Annotated in this window: 26 protein-coding genes and 1 riboswitch; of the genes, 5 read left to right on the plus strand and 21 right to left on the minus strand. The window is 34.1% G+C overall.

Features of this window, described 5'->3' with window-relative positions; genetic code table 11:
• Positions 1-207: 207 nt before the first annotated feature.
• From HWV59_RS15875 to HWV59_RS15885, 3 genes are all read right to left on the minus strand, one after another.
• Positions 208-876: a DUF421 domain-containing protein gene (locus tag HWV59_RS15875; RefSeq protein WP_175639452.1), complete on the minus strand. Its 669-nt coding sequence runs from the start codon at positions 874-876 to the stop codon at positions 208-210.
• Positions 877-1,041: 165 nt separating this feature from the next.
• Positions 1,042-2,043 carry an LLM class flavin-dependent oxidoreductase gene (locus HWV59_RS15880; RefSeq protein WP_175639453.1) on the minus strand — a complete coding sequence of 334 codons (1,002 nt, stop codon included), beginning with the start codon at positions 2,041-2,043 and terminating at the stop codon, positions 1,042-1,044.
• Positions 2,044-2,201: 158 nt separating this feature from the next.
• The gene (locus HWV59_RS15885; RefSeq protein ID WP_102228863.1) at positions 2,202-3,401 is read right to left on the minus strand and encodes a phosphoglycerate dehydrogenase; all 1,200 of its coding nucleotides are present in this window, start codon (positions 3,399-3,401) and stop codon (positions 2,202-2,204) included.
• Between the two features lie 135 nt (positions 3,402-3,536).
• A riboswitch (ZMP/ZTP riboswitch) is annotated at positions 3,537-3,615 on the minus strand.
• 450 nt (positions 3,616-4,065) lie between these two features.
• Between HWV59_RS15885 and HWV59_RS15890 the strand changes: the two genes are divergently transcribed.
• Positions 4,066-4,794 (plus strand): DsbA family oxidoreductase, encoded by a 729-nt coding sequence (locus HWV59_RS15890; RefSeq protein WP_175639454.1) that lies wholly within the window; start codon positions 4,066-4,068, stop codon positions 4,792-4,794.
• A 33-nt stretch (positions 4,795-4,827) separates the two neighbouring features.
• On the opposite strand, the gene HWV59_RS15895 is transcribed toward HWV59_RS15890, so the two are convergent.
• Both HWV59_RS15895 and HWV59_RS15900 read right to left on the minus strand, forming a co-directional pair.
• Positions 4,828-5,286: a hypothetical protein gene (locus tag HWV59_RS15895; RefSeq protein WP_175639455.1), complete on the minus strand. Its 459-nt coding sequence runs from the start codon at positions 5,284-5,286 to the stop codon at positions 4,828-4,830.
• Positions 5,287-5,510: 224 nt separating this feature from the next.
• Positions 5,511-6,617, minus strand: a complete 1,107-nt coding sequence (locus HWV59_RS15900) for an HD-GYP domain-containing protein (RefSeq protein WP_175639456.1) — start codon at positions 6,615-6,617, stop codon at positions 5,511-5,513.
• A 273-nt stretch (positions 6,618-6,890) separates the two neighbouring features.
• On the opposite strand from HWV59_RS15900, the gene HWV59_RS15905 reads away from it, so the two are divergent.
• A complete protein-coding gene (locus tag HWV59_RS15905; protein WP_102228867.1) occupies positions 6,891-7,115 on the plus strand; it encodes an HPr family phosphocarrier protein in 225 nt (74 codons plus the stop codon).
• Positions 7,116-7,188: 73 nt separating this feature from the next.
• On the opposite strand, the gene HWV59_RS15910 is transcribed toward HWV59_RS15905, so the two are convergent.
• From HWV59_RS15910 to HWV59_RS15940, 7 genes are all read right to left on the minus strand, one after another.
• Positions 7,189-7,344: a hypothetical protein gene (locus HWV59_RS15910; protein ID WP_175639457.1), complete on the minus strand. Its 156-nt coding sequence runs from the start codon at positions 7,342-7,344 to the stop codon at positions 7,189-7,191.
• Between the two features lie 78 nt (positions 7,345-7,422).
• Positions 7,423-8,286 (minus strand): manganese catalase family protein, encoded by an 864-nt coding sequence (locus HWV59_RS15915; protein ID WP_175639458.1) that lies wholly within the window; start codon positions 8,284-8,286, stop codon positions 7,423-7,425.
• Positions 8,287-8,385: 99 nt separating this feature from the next.
• A complete protein-coding gene (locus HWV59_RS15920) occupies positions 8,386-8,673 on the minus strand; it encodes a hypothetical protein (protein WP_102228869.1) in 288 nt (95 codons plus the stop codon).
• A 119-nt stretch (positions 8,674-8,792) separates the two neighbouring features.
• Entirely contained in the window at positions 8,793-9,791 is a 999-nt protein-coding gene (locus tag HWV59_RS15925; protein WP_235991757.1) for a DUF3231 family protein, read from the minus strand.
• A 119-nt stretch (positions 9,792-9,910) separates the two neighbouring features.
• Positions 9,911-10,123, minus strand: a complete 213-nt coding sequence (locus tag HWV59_RS15930; protein WP_102228871.1) for a YozQ family protein — start codon at positions 10,121-10,123, stop codon at positions 9,911-9,913.
• Positions 10,124-10,237: 114 nt separating this feature from the next.
• Entirely contained in the window at positions 10,238-10,531 is a 294-nt protein-coding gene (locus HWV59_RS15935; protein WP_175639460.1) for a spore coat protein, read from the minus strand.
• 19 nt (positions 10,532-10,550) lie between these two features.
• On the minus strand, positions 10,551-10,754 hold the full coding sequence (locus tag HWV59_RS15940) for a hypothetical protein (RefSeq protein ID WP_102228873.1): 204 nt from the start codon (positions 10,752-10,754) through the stop codon (positions 10,551-10,553).
• Positions 10,755-10,895: 141 nt separating this feature from the next.
• On the opposite strand from HWV59_RS15940, the gene HWV59_RS15945 reads away from it, so the two are divergent.
• Positions 10,896-11,339: a DUF2512 family protein gene (locus HWV59_RS15945; RefSeq protein WP_102228874.1), complete on the plus strand. Its 444-nt coding sequence runs from the start codon at positions 10,896-10,898 to the stop codon at positions 11,337-11,339.
• Positions 11,340-11,386: 47 nt separating this feature from the next.
• Here HWV59_RS15945 and HWV59_RS15950 read toward each other — a convergent pair whose 3' ends face one another.
• From HWV59_RS15950 to HWV59_RS27420, 3 genes are all read right to left on the minus strand, one after another.
• The gene (locus tag HWV59_RS15950; RefSeq protein WP_102228875.1) at positions 11,387-11,578 is read right to left on the minus strand and encodes a spore germination protein; all 192 of its coding nucleotides are present in this window, start codon (positions 11,576-11,578) and stop codon (positions 11,387-11,389) included.
• Positions 11,579-11,861: 283 nt separating this feature from the next.
• Complete coding sequence (locus HWV59_RS15955) at positions 11,862-12,341, minus strand: TetR/AcrR family transcriptional regulator (RefSeq protein ID WP_328824287.1); 480 nt, start codon at positions 12,339-12,341, stop codon at positions 11,862-11,864.
• The gene (locus HWV59_RS27420) at positions 12,322-12,492 is read right to left on the minus strand and encodes a helix-turn-helix domain-containing protein (protein WP_328824288.1); all 171 of its coding nucleotides are present in this window, start codon (positions 12,490-12,492) and stop codon (positions 12,322-12,324) included. The genes HWV59_RS15955 and HWV59_RS27420 overlap by 20 nt, the downstream gene beginning before the upstream one ends.
• A 169-nt stretch (positions 12,493-12,661) precedes the next feature.
• Here HWV59_RS27420 and cyoE point away from each other — a divergent pair, with 169 nt between their 5' ends.
• Entirely contained in the window at positions 12,662-13,576 is a 915-nt protein-coding gene (gene cyoE, locus HWV59_RS15960; protein WP_102228877.1) for a heme o synthase, read from the plus strand.
• Positions 13,577-13,654: 78 nt separating this feature from the next.
• Here the strand turns inward: cyoE and HWV59_RS15965 are convergent, their stop codons facing one another.
• The 6 genes from HWV59_RS15965 to HWV59_RS15990 form a co-directional block, all read right to left on the minus strand.
• Positions 13,655-14,251 carry a histidine phosphatase family protein gene (locus HWV59_RS15965; RefSeq protein WP_102228878.1) on the minus strand — a complete coding sequence of 199 codons (597 nt, stop codon included), beginning with the start codon at positions 14,249-14,251 and terminating at the stop codon, positions 13,655-13,657.
• A gap of 24 nt (positions 14,252-14,275) precedes the next feature.
• Positions 14,276-14,701, minus strand: a complete 426-nt coding sequence (gene fabZ / locus HWV59_RS15970) for a 3-hydroxyacyl-ACP dehydratase FabZ (protein ID WP_175639461.1) — start codon at positions 14,699-14,701, stop codon at positions 14,276-14,278.
• 134 nt (positions 14,702-14,835) lie between these two features.
• The gene (locus HWV59_RS15975) at positions 14,836-15,249 is read right to left on the minus strand and encodes a GNAT family N-acetyltransferase (protein WP_102228880.1); all 414 of its coding nucleotides are present in this window, start codon (positions 15,247-15,249) and stop codon (positions 14,836-14,838) included.
• Positions 15,250-15,470: 221 nt separating this feature from the next.
• Positions 15,471-15,662, minus strand: a complete 192-nt coding sequence (locus HWV59_RS15980) for a hypothetical protein (RefSeq protein WP_102228881.1) — start codon at positions 15,660-15,662, stop codon at positions 15,471-15,473.
• Positions 15,663-15,781: 119 nt separating this feature from the next.
• Positions 15,782-16,612 (minus strand): sugar phosphate isomerase/epimerase family protein, encoded by an 831-nt coding sequence (locus HWV59_RS15985; RefSeq protein ID WP_102228882.1) that lies wholly within the window; start codon positions 16,610-16,612, stop codon positions 15,782-15,784.
• An 87-nt stretch (positions 16,613-16,699) separates the two neighbouring features.
• Positions 16,700-17,179, minus strand: coding sequence for a hypothetical protein (locus tag HWV59_RS15990; protein WP_175639462.1), 480 nt, complete (start codon positions 17,177-17,179; stop codon positions 16,700-16,702).
• 158 nt (positions 17,180-17,337) lie between these two features.
• On the opposite strand from HWV59_RS15990, the gene HWV59_RS15995 reads away from it, so the two are divergent.
• Positions 17,338-18,168 carry a DUF2935 domain-containing protein gene (locus HWV59_RS15995; RefSeq protein WP_175639463.1) on the plus strand — a complete coding sequence of 277 codons (831 nt, stop codon included), beginning with the start codon at positions 17,338-17,340 and terminating at the stop codon, positions 18,166-18,168.
• Positions 18,169-18,408 lie beyond the last annotated feature (240 nt).

Consider the following 18,408-nt stretch of genomic DNA (forward strand, 5'->3'; position numbering starts at 1 on the left):
ATACTCAAATGTTTCATGATCGCATATCTGGTTACTTCAGGAAATGAATCATTAAGTTCCCCGGTTGTTTTTGGAGTTCGTATCTATAAAGTACTTTAAGCTGAAATAAAAAAGCATGAAAACCTAAATCTAGTTTTCACGCCTTTCAATATTATTATTTTATGTATAGACTATATGATAATAATTTATATTTAAGAATTTTTCACGTCACACATTACTGATCCTTTTCTTAATAATTAAGCTTTTTGTTTTTTCATTCACATAGGCGTAAAAGATATCTTTTTCCGTGAGGTTTTGTTCTTTTAATTTATCTTTGAGCCATTCCTTGTTTTTGCCTAATAATTTCAAATTACGCACTTGAATTCTTCTATCAATAATAACCGAAATAGGTAGCCCTTCATCTTTGATTTGAATTTGCAGATGCTGGACAGTTACCGGTGTATTTTCAGGTTTTGCTATGACACTAATTTCTCCAATTGGCTCTAAAATTGCATAGTCAATATCAGATACCTTTGGAAAACCCTGACTTCTTAAAATAGATAATATTTGTGCAATGGAGAGCCTTGATTTTTCGATATTATCTTCAACAAATTCTCCATGCTTAATTAAAATTGTAGGTTCTCCCAAAAAAAATCGGTTTCCCCATTGCCATAATGTAAGCTTCGAGAACAATATATGGATGATGACAAGAATTCCTAGAGCATAAACAGTAGGAAGAAACTCTGTGCTAATGAGGGGTTCTGATGCAACTGTACCCACAATTATGATTGCAACTAAATCATATGGTGTCATTTGAATGATGGTGGATTTCCCCATTAACCTCATGATCATAATCGTTAAAAGGTAAATAACAAAAATCTTGAGGAGCAGCTCCATTATGTTCACCTCATACTATTTTTTTCCCTATTTTCCCCACTTTTTACGGTACTATGCTGTATGTACATTCCATCCATTTGAAAAAACAATTTATTAAGTTTTAAAAAATAAAAAAACACCCCTTAAATGCTCGTTTTGTTAACATTTAAGGGGGGTTTTTATCTATTATTTTCCATCAACAACTTCTTTTAATATTTCATATGATCTCTTTTGTTTTTCTTGATCAAAAATATAAGATACTGCCATAATTTCATCAACATTGTATTTTTCTTGAAAGCTTGTCAATTGATCTTTAATCGAGTTTTTTGATCCTAATAGAGTAACACTTGACATTGCCATCGACATTTCTCTTTCATGTGGCTGCCAAATAGTATCCATGCTATCTACTGGCGGACGTAAAGGACTTTGTGTACCTCTTACAACATTCAGGAAAAATTGCTGCATCGTTGTTTGTTCTCTTCTTGCTTCTTCGTCGCTTTCTGCTGCAATTACATTCAAGCAAACCATCATATATGGTTTATCTAAGTATTCAGATGGCTGGAAGCGACTACGGTAAATGGAGATTGCCTCTTCCATGTATCTTGGTGCAAAGTGTGAAGCAAACACATAAGGTAACCCTAATTTTGCTGCTAAATAAGCAGAGTCTGTAGATGAACCTAATATATATATAGGTATATTAGTTTCTACTCCTGGAAATGCCTTCACATATTCTTGTTCTTCTAATGGACCAAAATACGTAAGCAAAGCATTTACATCATCTGGAAATGTGTAAACTGAGTCATTTTGTGATCGTCTAAGGGCACTTGCTGTCATCATATCTGTACCTGGTGCACGTCCAAGGCCGAGGTCTAGGCGATTAGGATAAATGGTAGCCATCGTTCCAAATTGTTCGGCCACAACTAGAGGTGAATGATTTGGCAGCATGATTCCACCGGATCCAACACGGATTTTATTTGTATGTTCTAACGTATGTTTCATTAAGATAGAAGTGGCTGAGCTTACTAAAGTTGACGTGTTATGATGCTCAGCAATCCAATAACGAGAATAACCCATTGCTTCTGTAGCTTGAGCTAACTCAACCATTGAATCGATTGCTGCTTTGCTGTCCTCACCTTCACGAATAGGCACTAAATTTAACACTGAAACAGGAATTTGTATATTTGACATTACTACTTTCCTTTCTTCATTAAGTTACGATTCTATAGTAACAATTCCAACTCCAGAAAAAAACTTTTATGCTTATGATTCACTTCGATTTAGATTCAATTCACCTTTAAAAATACGAAAAGGCTGCTGTTACCTTGAACAGCAGCCTTCTTTTACTATTAAATTAAACGAGTTGTCACAATTCCTTCAATTTTTGTGATTTGAGCTTCTAGTTGAGGAATGATGTCACCGTTAACTTCGTTATCAATGTCGATCATTGTGTATGCATACTCACCACGGCTTCTATTCACCATGTCTGCGATATTTAAGTTATAACTTGAAATCGCTTGTGTGATTTGACCAACCATGTTTGGAACATTTTTATGGAATGACGCTACACGGCGCTTACCAGTGAATGGTAGTGAAGCATTCGGGAAGTTTACAGAGTTTTTAATATTACCAGTCTCTAAAAAGTCCTTTACTTGACGAGCAGCCATAATTGCACAATTTTCTTCAGATTCTTTTGTAGATGCACCTAAATGTGGAATTGGAACAACGTTTTTCATTTTTATTACATTTTCATTAGGGAAATCTGTTACATATTTGCCTACTTTACCATTTTCAAGTGCTACTTTCATGTTCTCTTCATTTACTAACTCACCACGAGAGAAGTTTAAGATGTGAACACCTGTCTTCATAATCGCAAATGTTTCTTCATTGAACATTCCTTTTGTATCTGGAGTTAATGGAACGTGAACTGTAATGTAATCAGAGTTTGCAAATAATTGCTCCAGGCTCATTGCACGCTGTACTTTACGAGATAAATTCCAAGCTGTATCAACTGAAATGAATGGGTCAAAACCAATTACGTCCATATCTAATCCAAGTGCATCGTTCGCTACAAGTGCACCGATTGCACCTAACCCGATAACCCCTAGAGTTTTCCCTTTAATCTCTTTACCAACGAATTGTTTCTTACCTGCCTCTACCAGCTTCGGAATTTGATCTCCTTCACCTTCAAGTGATTTCGTCCATTCAACACCAGCAAATAAATTACGAGAAGAAGCCATAAGTGTTGTTAAAACCATTTCTTTAACCGCATTTGCATTTGCACCAGGTGTATTGAATACAACGATTCCTTGCTCTGTGCATTTTTCAACAGGAATGTTATTTACACCAGCACCTGCGCGTGCAATAGCTTTTAAGTTGTTCTCAAATTCCATTGAGTGCATGTTGAAGCTTCGTAAAACAATGGCATCAGGATTATCACTATCATTATCAATTGCGTAGTTGCCTTTGCTAAAAACATTTAAACCAACTTCTGCAATATTATTTAGTGTTTTAATTGTTTTTACTTTTTCTAATGTTGTTGTACTCATTGAAATCTCCTCTTTTCGGGTGTTTTTAAAATTTTATGAATATTTTCATTTTAATAAGATAATGGAATTATATCATAGTTCGACATAAACATCCTACCTTTATTAAACAGAAAAAGGTAAGGGATTAAACTCCCTTACCTTTGCCCAGGCGAACGGCTTCGACACTATGTGCTCCCTCACGGTAATCCGTGTTTCGCCAGTTACACATAGCCTTTTTAATTACTTATATCATATCATATTTTGAACGAACTTCAAGGGTAATTTGCGGAATATTATTATTTTAATCATTTTATTTTTTTACAGTAATATACAGTAATTAGTATAGGGATGGTTGATTGCAGCTCCAGGAGTCTCGCACCTTCCGCTTCAATCAACCTAAATAGTTTACTTACAGTAACTTTAGCAAAAAACATTCTATATCAATTAAATAAACATTTGTTTAATTAGTGCTCACGTATGAATAATAAAGAGCTCTATCCTACTAGAAAATGTTTGATAATTCATAAAACATTTCCTGGGTAAGCGCATAAGCTGACTTTTTTCGCGGTATGAATGTCGATTATATGTATATAGAAGGTGCTATGTAATTGATCAGGTTAAACTATTTGCAACGGTAATGTTCCTATTGCTAAAATAGCTTCATTAAATCATAGAGGTGAATTAGATGAAAATTGAAATTTGGTCTGATTTTGTATGTCCATTTTGTTATATAGGAAAACGTAGATTGGAACTGGCACTGGAACAATTTCCTCATAAGGATCAAGTAGAAGTTGAATATAAAAGTTTTGAATTAGATCCTCATGCACCGACACATTCAGAGCAAGGGATATATGAATCTTTAGCTGCAAAATACGGTTCAACGGTTGAACAAATGAAGCAAATGAATAAAGGACTTATACAACAAGCTGCTGAGCTAGGATTAGATTTTGAATTTGGACAAATGAAACCGACGAATACGTTCAATGCTCATCGCTTAGCGAAATATGCCAAGATAATTGGAAAAGACAAAGAACTTACGGAAAATCTATTATCAGCCTATTTTACAAAATCGAAAAATGTTGGTGATATAGACACATTGATTGCTATTGCGGAGGATTCTGGAATCGAGAGAAAAAAAGCTCTAGAGATTTTATCAAACGAAATAGAATTCGAGCAAGATGTACGAACTGACCAAAGATTAGCACAGCAATATGGAATAAAAGGGGTGCCTTTCTTTCTAATCAACCAAAAATATGCTATCTCAGGTGCACAGTCTAGTGAAACATTTGCAAATGCACTTCAAAAGGTATGGGAAGAGGAACATCAAAAACCAATATTTGAAGATCTAACAACATCTGACCAAGATGTATGTTCTGATGAAGGTTGCATCATACCCAAAAACAACGAAAAGTAAACATAATCGAAAAAGAATGTCTAAGGAAACTAGTCATTCTTTTTCGATTATTAGAATCCATTTATAATATCCAACCAAAATAAGTAACAAAATGGGATTCACAAAGGCAGAAATCCCTAAATTCCACCAACCATATTCAAAATATCCCCATGGAGAGGGAAAACTAGCTAACCATTCATAAAATAATAAAAATAATTCCCATATAAAAATATAACGTACAATTCTAAATAAGCTTTGGTTATATGGAAACCAATTTAGAAACATAATATTAACAGGAGGAATTAAAACAGTATAGGCAGGAAATGCCTCCCAATCTACTTCTGGCGTTATGTACCAGTAGCCGTGATATTTCAGGTCAACAAAAATATCAAATATTAGCTGAAAAGCTATTGTAAAAACCCAAATATGGACTATTTGATTTTTTGTTAATTTCTTATTTGTTATATAAGCTAGAAAATTAAAAATTAAGACCGAAAGAAGTAATAAAATCAACTTAGTACTCCTTCCTAAATAGAGTAACAAAGAAGATCTTTTTATAGATAATATAACTATTAGGATTAAAAAGGCAATAAACCATAAAGATATCTCCGTTCTACTTTATAATCTCCCTTCTATCCTTTACTTTATTGAAAAACATTATCCCTATTTTGAAAATATTGGAAAATACAAAAATGACTTATAAGCGCACTTTTAGAGTAGCTTGACAAGTCATTTCATCATAACAGCGCATCCGCCTCAACAATTTCCAGAGTTAAATTTCCTATTTCAGATAAATCCACCTCATAAGGCGAAACCTCTTGCCCCTCTTCATTTTTAATAATTCGAATAGTTGGTCTTCCTACTGAGTGAAAGTTGTACTTGGTGACTATACCTAATCTTCCATCATTTAATTTAACTGTTAGCCCTTGTGGATAAATGGCAATACAATTTTTAAACAGCTTCAACTGCTTTGTATCAAATTGAGTTCCACTTCCTGAATAAAGTAATTCCATTCCTTGATGAGGCAGCATTGCCGGTCGATAGACTCGATGACTAGTAACAGCATCAAAAACATCCGCTACACTTAAAATTTTCGCATATGGATGAATTTTGTCTCCTTTGATCCCTCTTGGGTACCCTTTTCCATCAATTCGCTCATGATGCTGAAGAGCACAATGTGCCACAACCAATGGAATTTCATGTACTTTTCGAAGGATATCAAACCCTAATTGAGAATGTGCTTTCATTTGCTGAAATTCTTCCACAGTCAGTTTTCCTGGTTTATTTAATATTTCAGGTGCAACAAAAATCTTTCCTAAGTCATGTAATAAGGCACCTAAACCAATTTCTTCAATTTCCTTAGTTGACATACTATTTTTAATGGCAAGCTGACAAGAATAGATCGTAACATGTAAGCTATGTGTGTAAACATGGCTTTCATGAATTTTTGTTGTAGCGAGTAAATTAAGAACACTTGGATTTTCTGTTAAGCTTGTCATAATATCTTTAAAGATCTTTTGAAAGGTTTTGACTGTTTTTTCTGTTTCGATCATTGCGTGAAATGTAGGCTTAGTTCCATTCAACCGAGCAATTGATTCTAGCCCTTCTGTAATGACATTTGTGGCTTCAATTAAAAGCTCTTCCGGTATTGACTCAACAATGTCAATACCTTCTGAAGCTAGATCTTCTATGTATACCGTGGAAATACCTAAGTTTTTCAATCTTTTTATAAAACTACTTGTAAGCTCTGTGCCTTTTGTTAGAAGAATTTTTCCTTTTTCACTGTAGATGGATCTACCTAATTTGATACCTGATTGACAATGATCTAATTTTACTAAACGCATCCTTCTTTCCCCTGTCCCCTTCTATATTCTATTATAAGTGACCGTAAATGCGTTCACGTCTGTGTGTTGCATTTTTGACCATTATGTCTTATACCAAAATGTATGCTGAATTATGTATCTTAATGTCGATTATAGTCAACATCTAGTTGAATTTCAATGAAATATCCCCCCTAAACTCCAATCTCAATAATTGAGAGTAAGAAATTGTTATGTTATTTTTTCTTGCAATTTTGAATTATTAAACTATAATTCTAAAAGAGGGAGGTTGATTGCGTGGTCATTCATTTTACATTATCTGATAAAGAACAAGTACCAAAATTAAACCAAATTGCGTCAAAATATCCTTTCGATATATGGATTCATAGTGAGGATCGAAAGTATGACGCAACTTCTATCCTTTCTTTGTATACTCTACCTTTTAAAACAGAGTTAAAGTTGGTAGTTGAAGAAGATGTTAACTTTACAGGTTTACTTGAGGATATGAAGGCATTTCGATAATACTCTACCTGGTTTGACTTACATAAGAAATTTGCTCCCCGTCTAAATAGGTGGAGCAACCACTTCTTTTTTTCTATTGCTGATTAAACTCCCTTTCTGTACCCTGCACTAGAGCTTCTGTGGAGGTAGTAACAGATTCCAATCCATAGCCAGTTGAACTAATTTCTAAGTGCTCTTCTTTTCTGTTCCCATTTAAACTTACATTTTCTATTTTCTTTTCTTTTTCCATCTTCCAATACTCCTTTCTCATTGTAGTGAACAGCCAAATTTATCAGGCTGTCCACATAATATAGTGTTTCTTCGCAAGTTATTTTAGTGGTTCCATTTTTCCTAACCCCTGTCTTATTCTTAACTCTTCTGGAGCTGTTCCATGCAAAGAGGCAGGACCTGGCTGAAGAGATGGCTTTTGCCCCATTGGTTCAGGATTTTGGACATATTCGAAGTTCGCTTGTCCATCTAAAGTCGGTCCATTTGCCCAGCTGCCTGCGCTACTATCTTCACCTTCTGAGAAATTCATAAATGAATAAGATACATCTTGTTTTTCAAACTCTTGATTAAAATTACTTGGAACAATAGAACCTTGTGTTTGCTCAATTTCCTCAATCGCTGCCATCCATTGATTTTGATGCATGGTATCACGTGCAATTAGGAATGAAAGCATATCTCTAACACCAGGATCTGTTGTCATTTCATATAGTCGGCAAACTTGCAGTCTCCCTTGAGATTCTGCATTTAAATTTGCTCGAAAGTCTGCTAATAGATTTCCACTTGCAATTGAGTAACGGGCTGTCCAGGGATAACCTACACTGTCATTCGGTTGAGCACCAAGACCATTTACAATTGCATGCTGAGGATTCATTCCACCCAAAACAGCTTCAATTACAGGATCTTTCGCTGCCTCCTCCTGGTCTTGGACAGGTGCTCCATCCAGTAGCTGTGCAATCATTGTAGCAAGCATTTCAACATGACCAATTTCTTCAGTTCCTATATCTAAAATCATATCACGATATTTTCCTTCAGCACGACAGTTCCATCCCTGGAATAGATATTGCATCATGACAGATATCTCACCAAATTGACCGCCAAGTACTTCTTGTAATTTCTTCGCATATACGGGATCTGGCTTGCTAGGTTTTGCGGTATATTGCAATTCCTTTACATGATAAAACATCAAAACTCCCCTTTACATTTAACATAACGTTCCTTTCTAGTATGAGAGACCACTAAAGGATTATAGTGACCAAATATCACCATTTATGCTTTACTTCTTTTAAATCCCGACAACAAAGGACAAGAACATAAAAATGATGATAAGGATAAAATTTAATAAAGATAAGCCATTTATAATTAACCCAATTAAAGAAAGGTAGAAAGGCTCTTTATATATAAGAGCAAAAATGCTTAAAGCTGTTCCAATTAAGGCAGTTAAGGCTGGAAAGTTTCCAAGCAGAATATCAGGTGGGTCAAAGGGGAACGGAATGAGTAAATAGAAGTTAAAAATTGAAATAATCGAAAGAAGTAATGAAATTATTGAAAAAATAGGTTTTCTCTTTTTCAACAATACACCCCGTTTTTATTTACTGTTAGAAGTAGGACCTGGAAAATTTTGTTAAAATCCTACTATTAACAGCTATCTCATTAATGACACATTTTTTTTAAACCTTCTAAGTAAATCATTTATTTCATTAATGAATCACGGTCAGCAGCATGTGGAGGTCTTTCCAACCACTTATGCTTAATCAAAATATTTGCACCATCCTCTGCATATAAACCAACCTCAGTGAGAAAATTCATGTATTGCATCGCTATATCACGCCTTGGACTAGCTGATAGTGATGTTCCATAATTACCAATTCCGGCTGCGGACATCATGGCCACCTGATAGGTCATTAATTTATCCGAAAATGGTGGTTCATTGTTTGTTAGTACTTCAGCAGCCCATGATGTTGATGCTGAAAGATCATTTTCTTTTAAATATTCATTTAAGACATCACCTTGCTTTTTTGCCAACTCTTTTCCTCTTCTCATATGACGACGAACATCCTCAGAACGAGCAACCTGTCCAAACCCTGTGACAAGTAATCCACCCATAAAGTTTGTTTGAACATTTGAGAAAAGATTAGTAATTTCCATTGCTGTTAGCGGTCTTTGCTCTCCCATCCACCCTGCTAAAAAGCTTTGTTTTTCAACCATATCTACTTCTTTAAGATATGGAATGTGTGGAGACCTAACCAATAGTCCCTTTTCTAGTAGAAGATTAGATGCCTCATTAAAAAGCTCCATAGCCGATGATATACATGACATAAAATGCTCACGAATATCATTGCGAAATGTATGTGGAAGTGCCGCTCCATAGGTCACTAATGCTCCCTTTGTCATTTGAAATGTATAAAAGAGAAAAAATTCATCGGAAAATAACCTTGGTGCATTAATATCCACATCCTGATCTGTAAATCCTTCAGGAATGGCATGCTCTTCTTCCTTAAAAATTTTTGTTATGACATCAATATGTTGTTGAGATAAATCAAGGGCGTGCTCTAAGACAAGTTTAATTTCTTTATCTTCAACATGTGCTAAATAATATTTAAAGACACATTTAAACATACTATCTGCTACATAATTACTCCAAAGTGATCCAATTTCTGATGATGTAAGCCTAATATGATGTCCTTCCATCAACTACTACCTCCATAAAATCAGCTAGTTGTATTGTTACCTTAATTATGTAAAATATTTACTTATTCACAAAAAAGAAAGTTCAGAACTATTATGTTCTGAACCTATTCTATCAATACTTACTGATCTTTATAGCTCTCTCTCTTTACTTGAACATCCTCACCATCAACATTATCAATGACAGCATTAACTTCGCCTTCCATATATGCATCTGATGCTTGCTCATGAGTTGTTGCTAAGCCTGAGGATAATGTATTACTTGCTTGGTAATCTTCCACCTCATACGTTTTTCCTGCAATAGTAGATGATTCAGTTTTATTGGTTTTTTTCATGTCTGCACTCCTTTTCACCCGTAAAATATGAATTCTTTCCCATTATGTCCAAAGGTACTAAAACCATGTACCTTATTTTGTTCAGGTATTCGACCTTTCAATAACAGGATCGTGTCAAAAATGTTGATCGGGATGTAGATTATTTTGCATATATTCCTGAACCTTTTCCATTTGATCCGGTGATGCAAGCTCGGTTTTGTACCAGCCCTTTTGCTCTAATATTTGATAAAATCGAAAATGATTATTAGTTGCCATTTCAAGACAGTTTTTATAAATTTCACGGAGTTCTCTATGTGATGTTTCTAACATCGTGTGGCTAATGCTTTGGCATCTTCCTTTTTCCAGCTCCAAACAAAGCTGAATCATTTCACGGTCTGTTAAACCGCGCCCTTCCATATTGTTTGGCATAAACTTGTCCCCTTTTAATTTATTGAATCATTTTTGATTGATTAAAATACTGGGATAGAGCGGCAACATTTAATTGATGTTGTTCTGCAATTTGTTCTAATTCATTTTTTAACATTTGATCATCACATTGGGAGGCACACCAATTGATGGTTTTCCCTAAAATTTCCTCCGCTCTTATTTCATCTTCTATAAAGGAAAGCTCTTTCATTGTGAGCTGTTTCATCTTTCTTCTCACCTCCAAAATCTCACCCTTTTCTAATCTAGTATTGATTATGACTATGTCTTTTATCCAATTGGATACAATTTCTTACATAAGCTATTTGATTGGAGTAAATAGTAAGAAAAAAAATAGGAGGAATCTCAGGTGAACCATTTACAGGCGTTTTTGATCAAAACAGCTGCTACTTTCTTGTTGCTTCTGATCATTTTAGGTTTACTGTTTCAATATACAATTGGAGATGTATTTATCTTAACATTGATCATTGGTGTCGTTTCTTATCTGCTTGGAGATCTTATGCTTTTGCCTAGAACAACGAACATTATGGCTACCATTTCGGATTTTGCCATAGCAATGCTTATTACTTGGTTTTACTTAGCCAACATCACTGTTTCAACGACAAACGTATTTTTTGCTTCTTTTCTTACCGCAATTGGTGTAGCTTTATTTGAAATGTTCTTCCATCGTTATATGATAAACCGTATTCTTCATCGAAAAGATGATTTTGGGAGAATTAGTACTTTACGATACAATACAGAGATATCTGAAGAGATTACACCCGATCCTTATAAAATAAAAGATGAAGAATAAAAAGAAGGCACTATCATTTGTGCCTTCTTTGCCAATTTCATTCGGTTTTAACTATCTGTTTCTGAGCTGTTAGTTACGCTTTGACCATGTATTACTAGCTGAAAATCACCTGTTCCTCCTCCACCAGAACCTGAAGTCGTTGATTCAACCGTTTTAGGAGAGATGTATTGCGAATCTCCAAAATTGACAACTCCACCATTAACACTTTCAATTGTTACTTTCTTAATAAAACACGGCATCGTTATTAACTCCTTTTCACATGAGACCTTGTTGCATACTATGTACGGAATGTCCATTGTTGTGGACACGTCCCTATGAAAGGAGAAATTGGACATTAAACAGTAAAAATACATATAGAAAAAGCAAACGTTTATAACTAAGCAATTGATAAAACGCTTTCAATTAGTTAGATTTGAAATATCTATACTTTTTTGTACATTTTTCTTTCTACTAAAGGACTTTCAGAAAAATACACGTACTCATATATAGATTCGCACTCCGCCTAGTTTATTGCTTCTTTACTTAAGTTAATAAATGGTCTTCATTCTCTCTTTTTGATGCGAGCAGCAAAGTTTTCAATGCTTTACCATATAAATCAGAAGGAACGCTATTTTCACCAATATAATGGAATATTGACATACCGTTTTCTAATGAAAGAATAATCCATGCGATGTCTTGTGATGGAAGACTAAGTTTATGATTCTCTTTTTTCATTAATACTTCAATAGATTCTGATATTCTCCCAACAGATTGTGAAATCATACCTGACCATTTATCACGAACAGATTCTTTACGCATTGCATAAAGCAGAAATTCCATATTTAGCATACTCATTGTTCGATTTTCCTCTTTTACACTATTAAAATAAGCATTTATTTTTTCAATCGTATGAGAAACTGTATATTCTTGTTCGATTAAATTATTGATGTTTTCTGCATGCATATTCATTCTATTTTCCAAAAGTGCTAAAAAGAGTTCTTCTTTAGATTGAAAAATGACCATAAACTGCTCCTTTACTAAATCCCGCATGATCCGCAATTTTATCAACAGACGCACCGTGAAAACCAAACTTCGCAAAGATTTCAACTGCTGACTCTAATAGTAACTTTCTTGTTATCTCTTTGCGCTCCTTTTGAGTTAACCTTTTTCTCACATTTACTCCCCCTGCTCCATTCCTTGACAATCATACAATATATAATTAATATACCAAGTAGTATATAAATTTTGTTAGTGCCTGTTTTTTCTATTGTAATCATGAATAATAGCATTTTCGAAATCTATTTACAACTAATAGATGATTAAGGTAAAAGGAGCAGAGAAACATGGAACAAGCAGATATCCGACAAAAAAAGCCTTTATCCCAAATCTTGGCACTGACGATAAAAACAGGCATCATAAAATCAAACTTAATCCCAATGTTTGCTGGATTAACTTTGTCTCTTTATACTTATCAATACGGACTTATTGAAAAATTACCTGATATTATATTTGCATTTATTGGATCTTTTTTAATCATAGGGGCAGCTGGAGCTTTTAACAACCTGTATGATCGCGATATTGATTCAATAATGGAGAGAACCAAAAACCGTCCAACTGTTACGGGAGAAATTAACTCTAAAGTGGTCCTATGGCTTGCCATCCTAATGTCTATTTTCGGAATACTATCACTCGCATTAACAACTCCTTTGGCTGCATTCCTAGGGTTTCTAGGTTTGTTTTTTTATGTTTTTCCGTACACAATGTGGAGCAAAAGAAAAACAATTTACAATACCGAAATCGGAAGCATTTCAGGAGCAATGCCACCTCTTATTGGGTGGGCAGCTATTTATCCTGATATCTCACACCCTGCTATACTTGGACTATTTGTTATCACAGTTATTTGGCAAATGCCTCATTTCTATGCTATAGCCATTAGGAAACATGATGAGTATAAGGCTGCTAATGTTCCTATGTTACCTGTTGTAAAAGGAGTTAAGAGAACATATTTACAAACGAATATTTACTTACTCATTTTGATTGGTAGCAGTTTCCTTTTTAGTTCTTTGAGCATTGGTCTTATGTTAGTTGCACTTCTTTTAAGTGTGATCTGGCTTTTAATAAGTGTTATCGGGTATAAAAGGATGGATCCAGAGAAATGGGCAAAATCATTGTTCATTTATTCCTTAATCCACATGACAGTCCTTTTTTCTACCGTTATTATTTATTCTCTCATGGGGATCATTTTTCATCTCTATTAATACACCCTAACCTTCCTTAAACGAGCGGTGCATATTACCAACATCGGTAACAATCCGCTCCTTCTTCTAAGGAAATAGTTAATACATTAATCTCTTACCTTCAGATTCATTTATCAAAGTAAAACTAGAAACACTCCAATGCTTTGAGCTTTTCATTTTTTTACCTTCCCACCCCATATTAAGCAATTCGTTTGCGATTAACATATTTAAAAATCCGTGGCCTACTAGAACAACAGAGTGATAGTTTTTAGCATAGTCGATTAGTTGATTTGCTGCCTGTTTTGCTCTAAACTTCGCATGCGTATACGATTCACAGTTGTTGGAATAACCACTGAACCATAGTAATCTCAATAGAACGGACCAAACTGAAGGTGAAAGTTTTATCATCCTTAGTTTGATTGAAGGTACAGGCAATTCCACTTCACGAAACAAAGGATCTGTCATAACATCTCCATTACTACGTAGAAATCTTGCTGAATCTATTGATCTCTTTAAATCACTTGTAACCAACACGTTAGCAAGAGCTACCTTTTGAAAAGTTGTCTCAGGGAAATTTTCCTCCTCTACAACTCCATTTAGATTATACTTGTTAATCCATTCCTTAAATTCTTCACAATTTTTTCTTTTGTTGTCATTCAAAGATGATTTACCATGTCTAATCAATGAGATTTCCATTAGCTTGTCTCCCTTATTAAAAAACTACTGACCAATAGCAAAAATGAGTTCTGTTTCACATACGAGTATCCCGTTAACAGTCGCTACTCCTTTTCCCTTCCCTATCGATCCTTTGACCCTTGTGATTTCTACTTCAAGCATTAATTGATCTCCCGGTTTAACTTGGTGCTTAAATCGACATTGATCAATTCCAGCTAAAAGACCTAAACGCCCTTTATTACCTTCTTTCGTTAGCATTGCAACAGCACTAACTTGTGCCAATGCTTCTACAATGAGAACACCTGGCATAACTGGGTAATCAGGGAAATGCCCTTCAAAAAATTTTTCGTTTGCAGTAACATTTTTGATTCCTACTGCACGTTTCCCTAATTGTAAGTCCGTAATTTTATCAATCAGTAAAAATGGATAGCGATGCAGAATGATTTCTTTAATTCCTTCTATGTTTAACATCTCATCTCTCCTATTAAGGTATCTTTTTCCATTTTAACACTTATTATTAGTACTTGGTACTAATAATTAACAAAAAAGATTTCAACCATTTTCATAAAATAAAAAGCCCAGTGTTGTTATCATCACTGAGCCTTTCATATAATAAGAGACATTCCTGGTGCATCTTGTTCTCTTTCCTCAAAACCTAATTTTTTATAAAAATGTTGTTTACCTTTTGCCGAAAAAAGTTGGACAGATTGTATGCCAGATTCTTTACATTTTATAAGAAGCTGTTCAATAATTTGTTTGCCAAGTCCCTGCTTTTGATAACTCGGATCTACCATTACATCACAAATGAGTGCTTGATAGACACCATCTGAGATCATTCTTCCAAATGCAATTAATTTATCTTGATCATAGATCGATATATGAAACCAGCTATTCTCTGCAGCTTGGTACAATTGTTCACGTGTATATGTTCCTTTTTTGCTTTTTATTAGTCCACTTGCTTCATGCAGTTGAACAAATTGATCAAAAGAAGGAAGTTCATTTGAATACGTATAATTCATTTTTTCACCTTCTATATAAATCGTGATTTTCTATGTATCTATACATATATTTATACATTAGATTGAATAAAAATTCAACGTTTTTTTAAATTTACATCAGAAAAACTTGACTTGTCGCCATGTTCTAATGGTGAAAGCCTTGTTTCTCTTATAATTTCATCCTTAAAATGATATATTTTCCGATAAAAAAAAGACGAGTTTCCCCGTCTAATGTGCTTTACCTATGTGTCATCCCTATCGTCTTCACGATCCAAAATCGGTCTTCTCCCCCAAAGCAGTCCCCATGGATCTCTTCTTCTTTCATGATGATCATCTTCATGATCATGTTTTTTTTCTGTGATAATTTTTACTTCATTGGCATGAATAACCAATTTGTCTACTTTAATCACTTGTTCTTTTTTTGGCTTTGACATATTCCATCTCCCCAATCTCAATTAAATCGTTACATTTTATTCGAGATTAGGGAAAAGGTATGGGCCGTTATCTTTGGTTCTTGCATATATAATTGCTAAATCATTTACTTAGTGCTAATTTAACTGCTGCAATATTCTTCAGCAATGTCCTTAACTCGTTGAATTCCTGCCCAAGAGTTTCCAGGTCCATCGTATACTAGAGTAATTGGACCTTTATAGTCATGAGACGCTACAATATCTAAGGATTTGCGAAACTCTTTTTCATCAATGATCCCATTTTGGTCATAATTAGCTTTTGCATGAATTGATTCCGCATAGGGCATTAACTGCTTAATAGAATCATATTTAACGTCTGCTTTAAAATTCCCAAAATCTACTGTAAGCCCTAATCTCTTGTTGTTAGTAGCTAATTCAATACAGTTTTCTTTCGTTGAGGAAAGCGATTTGAAATTTTCGGTCAGTATTCTCACTTGTTTTGGTAAAGCATATGAAATTAGTTCATTTAAGCTTTGCTTTGAACGCAGTAAAGCTTGTTTATCTGACGGCGGTGCTTCTCCGGCAATAATCCGAATATTTTTAGCCCCAACAACTGATGCTATATCAATCCAATTTTTTAAAAATTCAAGATCTTCTTTTCTCCTTACAGCATCTGATGAGCTAATATCTCCATAATCAACTAGTAAACAATGAAAATTGATACCAGCCTTTTCAAATGAACGTTTAAGTTGTATCAAATAATCTTGATCGAGTTTTGGAAAATGAAAATGACAAACTTCTAATGATTGAAATTGTTGCTCCGCTATAATCGAAGGTAATTCAAGTAAAGTTGTGTTTTCAGGCTGTTGTTCTTGTCTCGTTTTATGCGTTTTTTCTTTTTCATCCCAATAAGTCCAATTCAATGGGCCAAGCTCTCGGTGAAGACTCCATGTAGTAAGTGATAGATGTGGCATATCAAACCCCTCCTAATCTTGATCACTTAAACATTCACCGAGCGAGTTAGATCTTCCTGCTTTTTGATAATACTAATATAACTTTATTCAATCTACATTTGCATTTGTATCACGGTAAAAATATTTCTCATATATAACTTGAATTCCGTACATTAAAAATGATTTTATTAAAAATAAAAGGGAAAGTTGAAACTTAGTTAGTCTAATTAGCGAAACATATCCTATTTTTTTGAACCAATCTAAAGCAAAATATATAAATATGGCGTCAATTACAAGATTAATCAACACGTATATTTTAAATTTTCCAAAGGTGAATTTTAGGATCCATAATGAACCGACAAAGAAAGGTCCGAAAATTAATGGCAGCTCACCTACAACATTTGGTTTTACAGTGATTGGAAACCACCACCATTTTTTCTTTTCCGCTAGATATCCCTCTGCTATAAGGTATACACAAATGAAAAGTGAACTTGGAAGAAATCTTTTAAATGTTTTTACATTTAATAGTGGAGCGGATACCCAAGGCAATAAAGTCATTAAAATCATAAAGAGTTTTGTGTTCCTCATTCTGCTAGACACCCTTTTTTTCGTAATAATGTTATTTTGCCAAGTTAAGGATATGTTATGTAAATTCTCACAATAAATAAGATATCTTTTTCAATCATTCATTTCTATCTCTTTTCATTCATAAAATATAAAAAACATCTTGATATAGGGGTGAGAGAATGAAAAATAATTTAATACCTGTATGGGATGAGCATTTATTTTGGTTAGAAATACTTCAGGATCATGCTTATTTTGTAAGAGACCATCTTTCAGTAAGTGAAGCTGAATATGTAAATATGTCACAACAGTATATTCATTTATTTGGTGACCTCATTTCTATGTTAAATACTATTCCTAGAACAGCACAACCAACTGATGAAACAATGGTTTACTTTGCTAAAAGTGCTTGGCCTGTAGCAAAAGGCTATTATGAATTTGAAGGAAATCTACAATCCCTTCGAATTGATAACAATGTGAATTTAAATTTGTCTCCTACATATTTAAATGGAACACTTGCCGAAAATCAGGAATATCTTCGTATTTTGACTTTCTTAGTCCAAGGAAAAAATCCTGTTCCATTACCTTTATCAGATTTAATGGATTTATGGTTAGAAGATCAATTAGGACATGTTCTTCTTTTTGAAGATTTACTTGATCCAATAGAATTGATAGCATCTAGACAAGCAGAGGTTTATATCAATAGTTATCAAGCATTTATTATTCAGAATCGTCATTTAAAAGGTTATTTACGTTTTAAAGAACCTAATTTTGCTCGTCAAAAAGAATTTGCCAACGATGTTGGTAGAACCACAATTGAAATGAGCGGCTTTATTTATCAAATGGTGAAAAAATATAAAGAAAAAACAATTTTAAACAAATCAACTCTTCGCTTCCTTGAGCATCATTTTCCGGAAACCTGCTATTTTATTAAAAAGTTAAGTTTTTATGCTCCAGAATTGTATGAAGAAGCCAGTAAGTGTTCCCTGAAAAGACTTTCTTATACCTCATAATTTTTGCAAAAAGTAAATTAAAAGCGCTGAACGTTAGTCATAATGAAAAAACGTCGAGTAATCAATACTCGACGTTTTGTATACTACTTATGAACCTTAAAAATAAAAATTATTTTACAAGGCTGTTTTCGCATACTTTGTTGTTTTGATAAAGTAAAGTTGAAAATTATTTCGTTCCATTTCGCTGCAGACACTCGCTTTCCGCGGGGAGGAAGCTGAGCCTCCTCGGCTTCGCCTGCG

The organism is Metabacillus schmidteae (genome assembly GCF_903166545.1).
Lineage (GTDB): Bacteria > Bacillota > Bacilli > Bacillales > Bacillaceae > Metabacillus > Metabacillus schmidteae.

Excerpts from the sequence above, each read along its gene's own strand:
- HWV59_RS15950 (WP_102228875.1), bottom strand. The coding sequence starts at position 11,578 with ATGCCGTGTTTTATTAAGAAAGTAACAATTGAAAGTGTTAATGGTGGA.
- HWV59_RS15875 (WP_175639452.1), bottom strand. The coding sequence starts at position 876 with ATGGAGCTGCTCCTCAAGATTTTTGTTATTTACCTTTTAACGATTATG.
- HWV59_RS15915 (WP_175639458.1), bottom strand. The coding sequence starts at position 8,286 with ATGTTTTATCATGTAAAGGAATTGCAATATACCGCAAAACCTAGCAAG.
- HWV59_RS15925 (WP_235991757.1), bottom strand. The coding sequence starts at position 9,791 with ATGGAAGGACATCATATTAGGCTTACATCATCAGAAATTGGATCACTT.
- HWV59_RS15980 (WP_102228881.1), bottom strand. The coding sequence starts at position 15,662 with ATGTCAAAGCCAAAAAAAGAACAAGTGATTAAAGTAGACAAATTGGTT.
- HWV59_RS15910 (WP_175639457.1), bottom strand. The coding sequence starts at position 7,344 with ATGGAAAAAGAAAAGAAAATAGAAAATGTAAGTTTAAATGGGAACAGA.
- HWV59_RS15955 (WP_328824287.1), bottom strand. The coding sequence starts at position 12,341 with ATGGTCATTTTTCAATCTAAAGAAGAACTCTTTTTAGCACTTTTGGAA.
- HWV59_RS15995 (WP_175639463.1), top strand. The coding sequence starts at position 17,338 with ATGAAAAATAATTTAATACCTGTATGGGATGAGCATTTATTTTGGTTA.
- HWV59_RS15990 (WP_175639462.1), bottom strand. The coding sequence starts at position 17,179 with ATGAGGAACACAAAACTCTTTATGATTTTAATGACTTTATTGCCTTGG.
- cyoE (WP_102228877.1), top strand. The coding sequence starts at position 12,662 with ATGGAACAAGCAGATATCCGACAAAAAAAGCCTTTATCCCAAATCTTG.
- HWV59_RS15985 (WP_102228882.1), bottom strand. The coding sequence starts at position 16,612 with ATGCCACATCTATCACTTACTACATGGAGTCTTCACCGAGAGCTTGGC.
- HWV59_RS15965 (WP_102228878.1), bottom strand. The coding sequence starts at position 14,251 with ATGGAAATCTCATTGATTAGACATGGTAAATCATCTTTGAATGACAAC.
- HWV59_RS15890 (WP_175639454.1), top strand. The coding sequence starts at position 4,066 with ATGAAAATTGAAATTTGGTCTGATTTTGTATGTCCATTTTGTTATATA.
- fabZ (WP_175639461.1), bottom strand. The coding sequence starts at position 14,701 with ATGTTAAACATAGAAGGAATTAAAGAAATCATTCTGCATCGCTATCCA.
- HWV59_RS15885 (WP_102228863.1), bottom strand. The coding sequence starts at position 3,401 with ATGAGTACAACAACATTAGAAAAAGTAAAAACAATTAAAACACTAAAT.
- HWV59_RS15930 (WP_102228871.1), bottom strand. The coding sequence starts at position 10,123 with ATGAAAAAAACCAATAAAACTGAATCATCTACTATTGCAGGAAAAACG.
- HWV59_RS15880 (WP_175639453.1), bottom strand. The coding sequence starts at position 2,043 with ATGTCAAATATACAAATTCCTGTTTCAGTGTTAAATTTAGTGCCTATT.
- HWV59_RS15975 (WP_102228880.1), bottom strand. The coding sequence starts at position 15,249 with ATGAATTATACGTATTCAAATGAACTTCCTTCTTTTGATCAATTTGTT.
- HWV59_RS15900 (WP_175639456.1), bottom strand. The coding sequence starts at position 6,617 with ATGCGTTTAGTAAAATTAGATCATTGTCAATCAGGTATCAAATTAGGT.
- HWV59_RS15935 (WP_175639460.1), bottom strand. The coding sequence starts at position 10,531 with ATGCCAAACAATATGGAAGGGCGCGGTTTAACAGACCGTGAAATGATT.
- HWV59_RS15940 (WP_102228873.1), bottom strand. The coding sequence starts at position 10,754 with ATGAAACAGCTCACAATGAAAGAGCTTTCCTTTATAGAAGATGAAATA.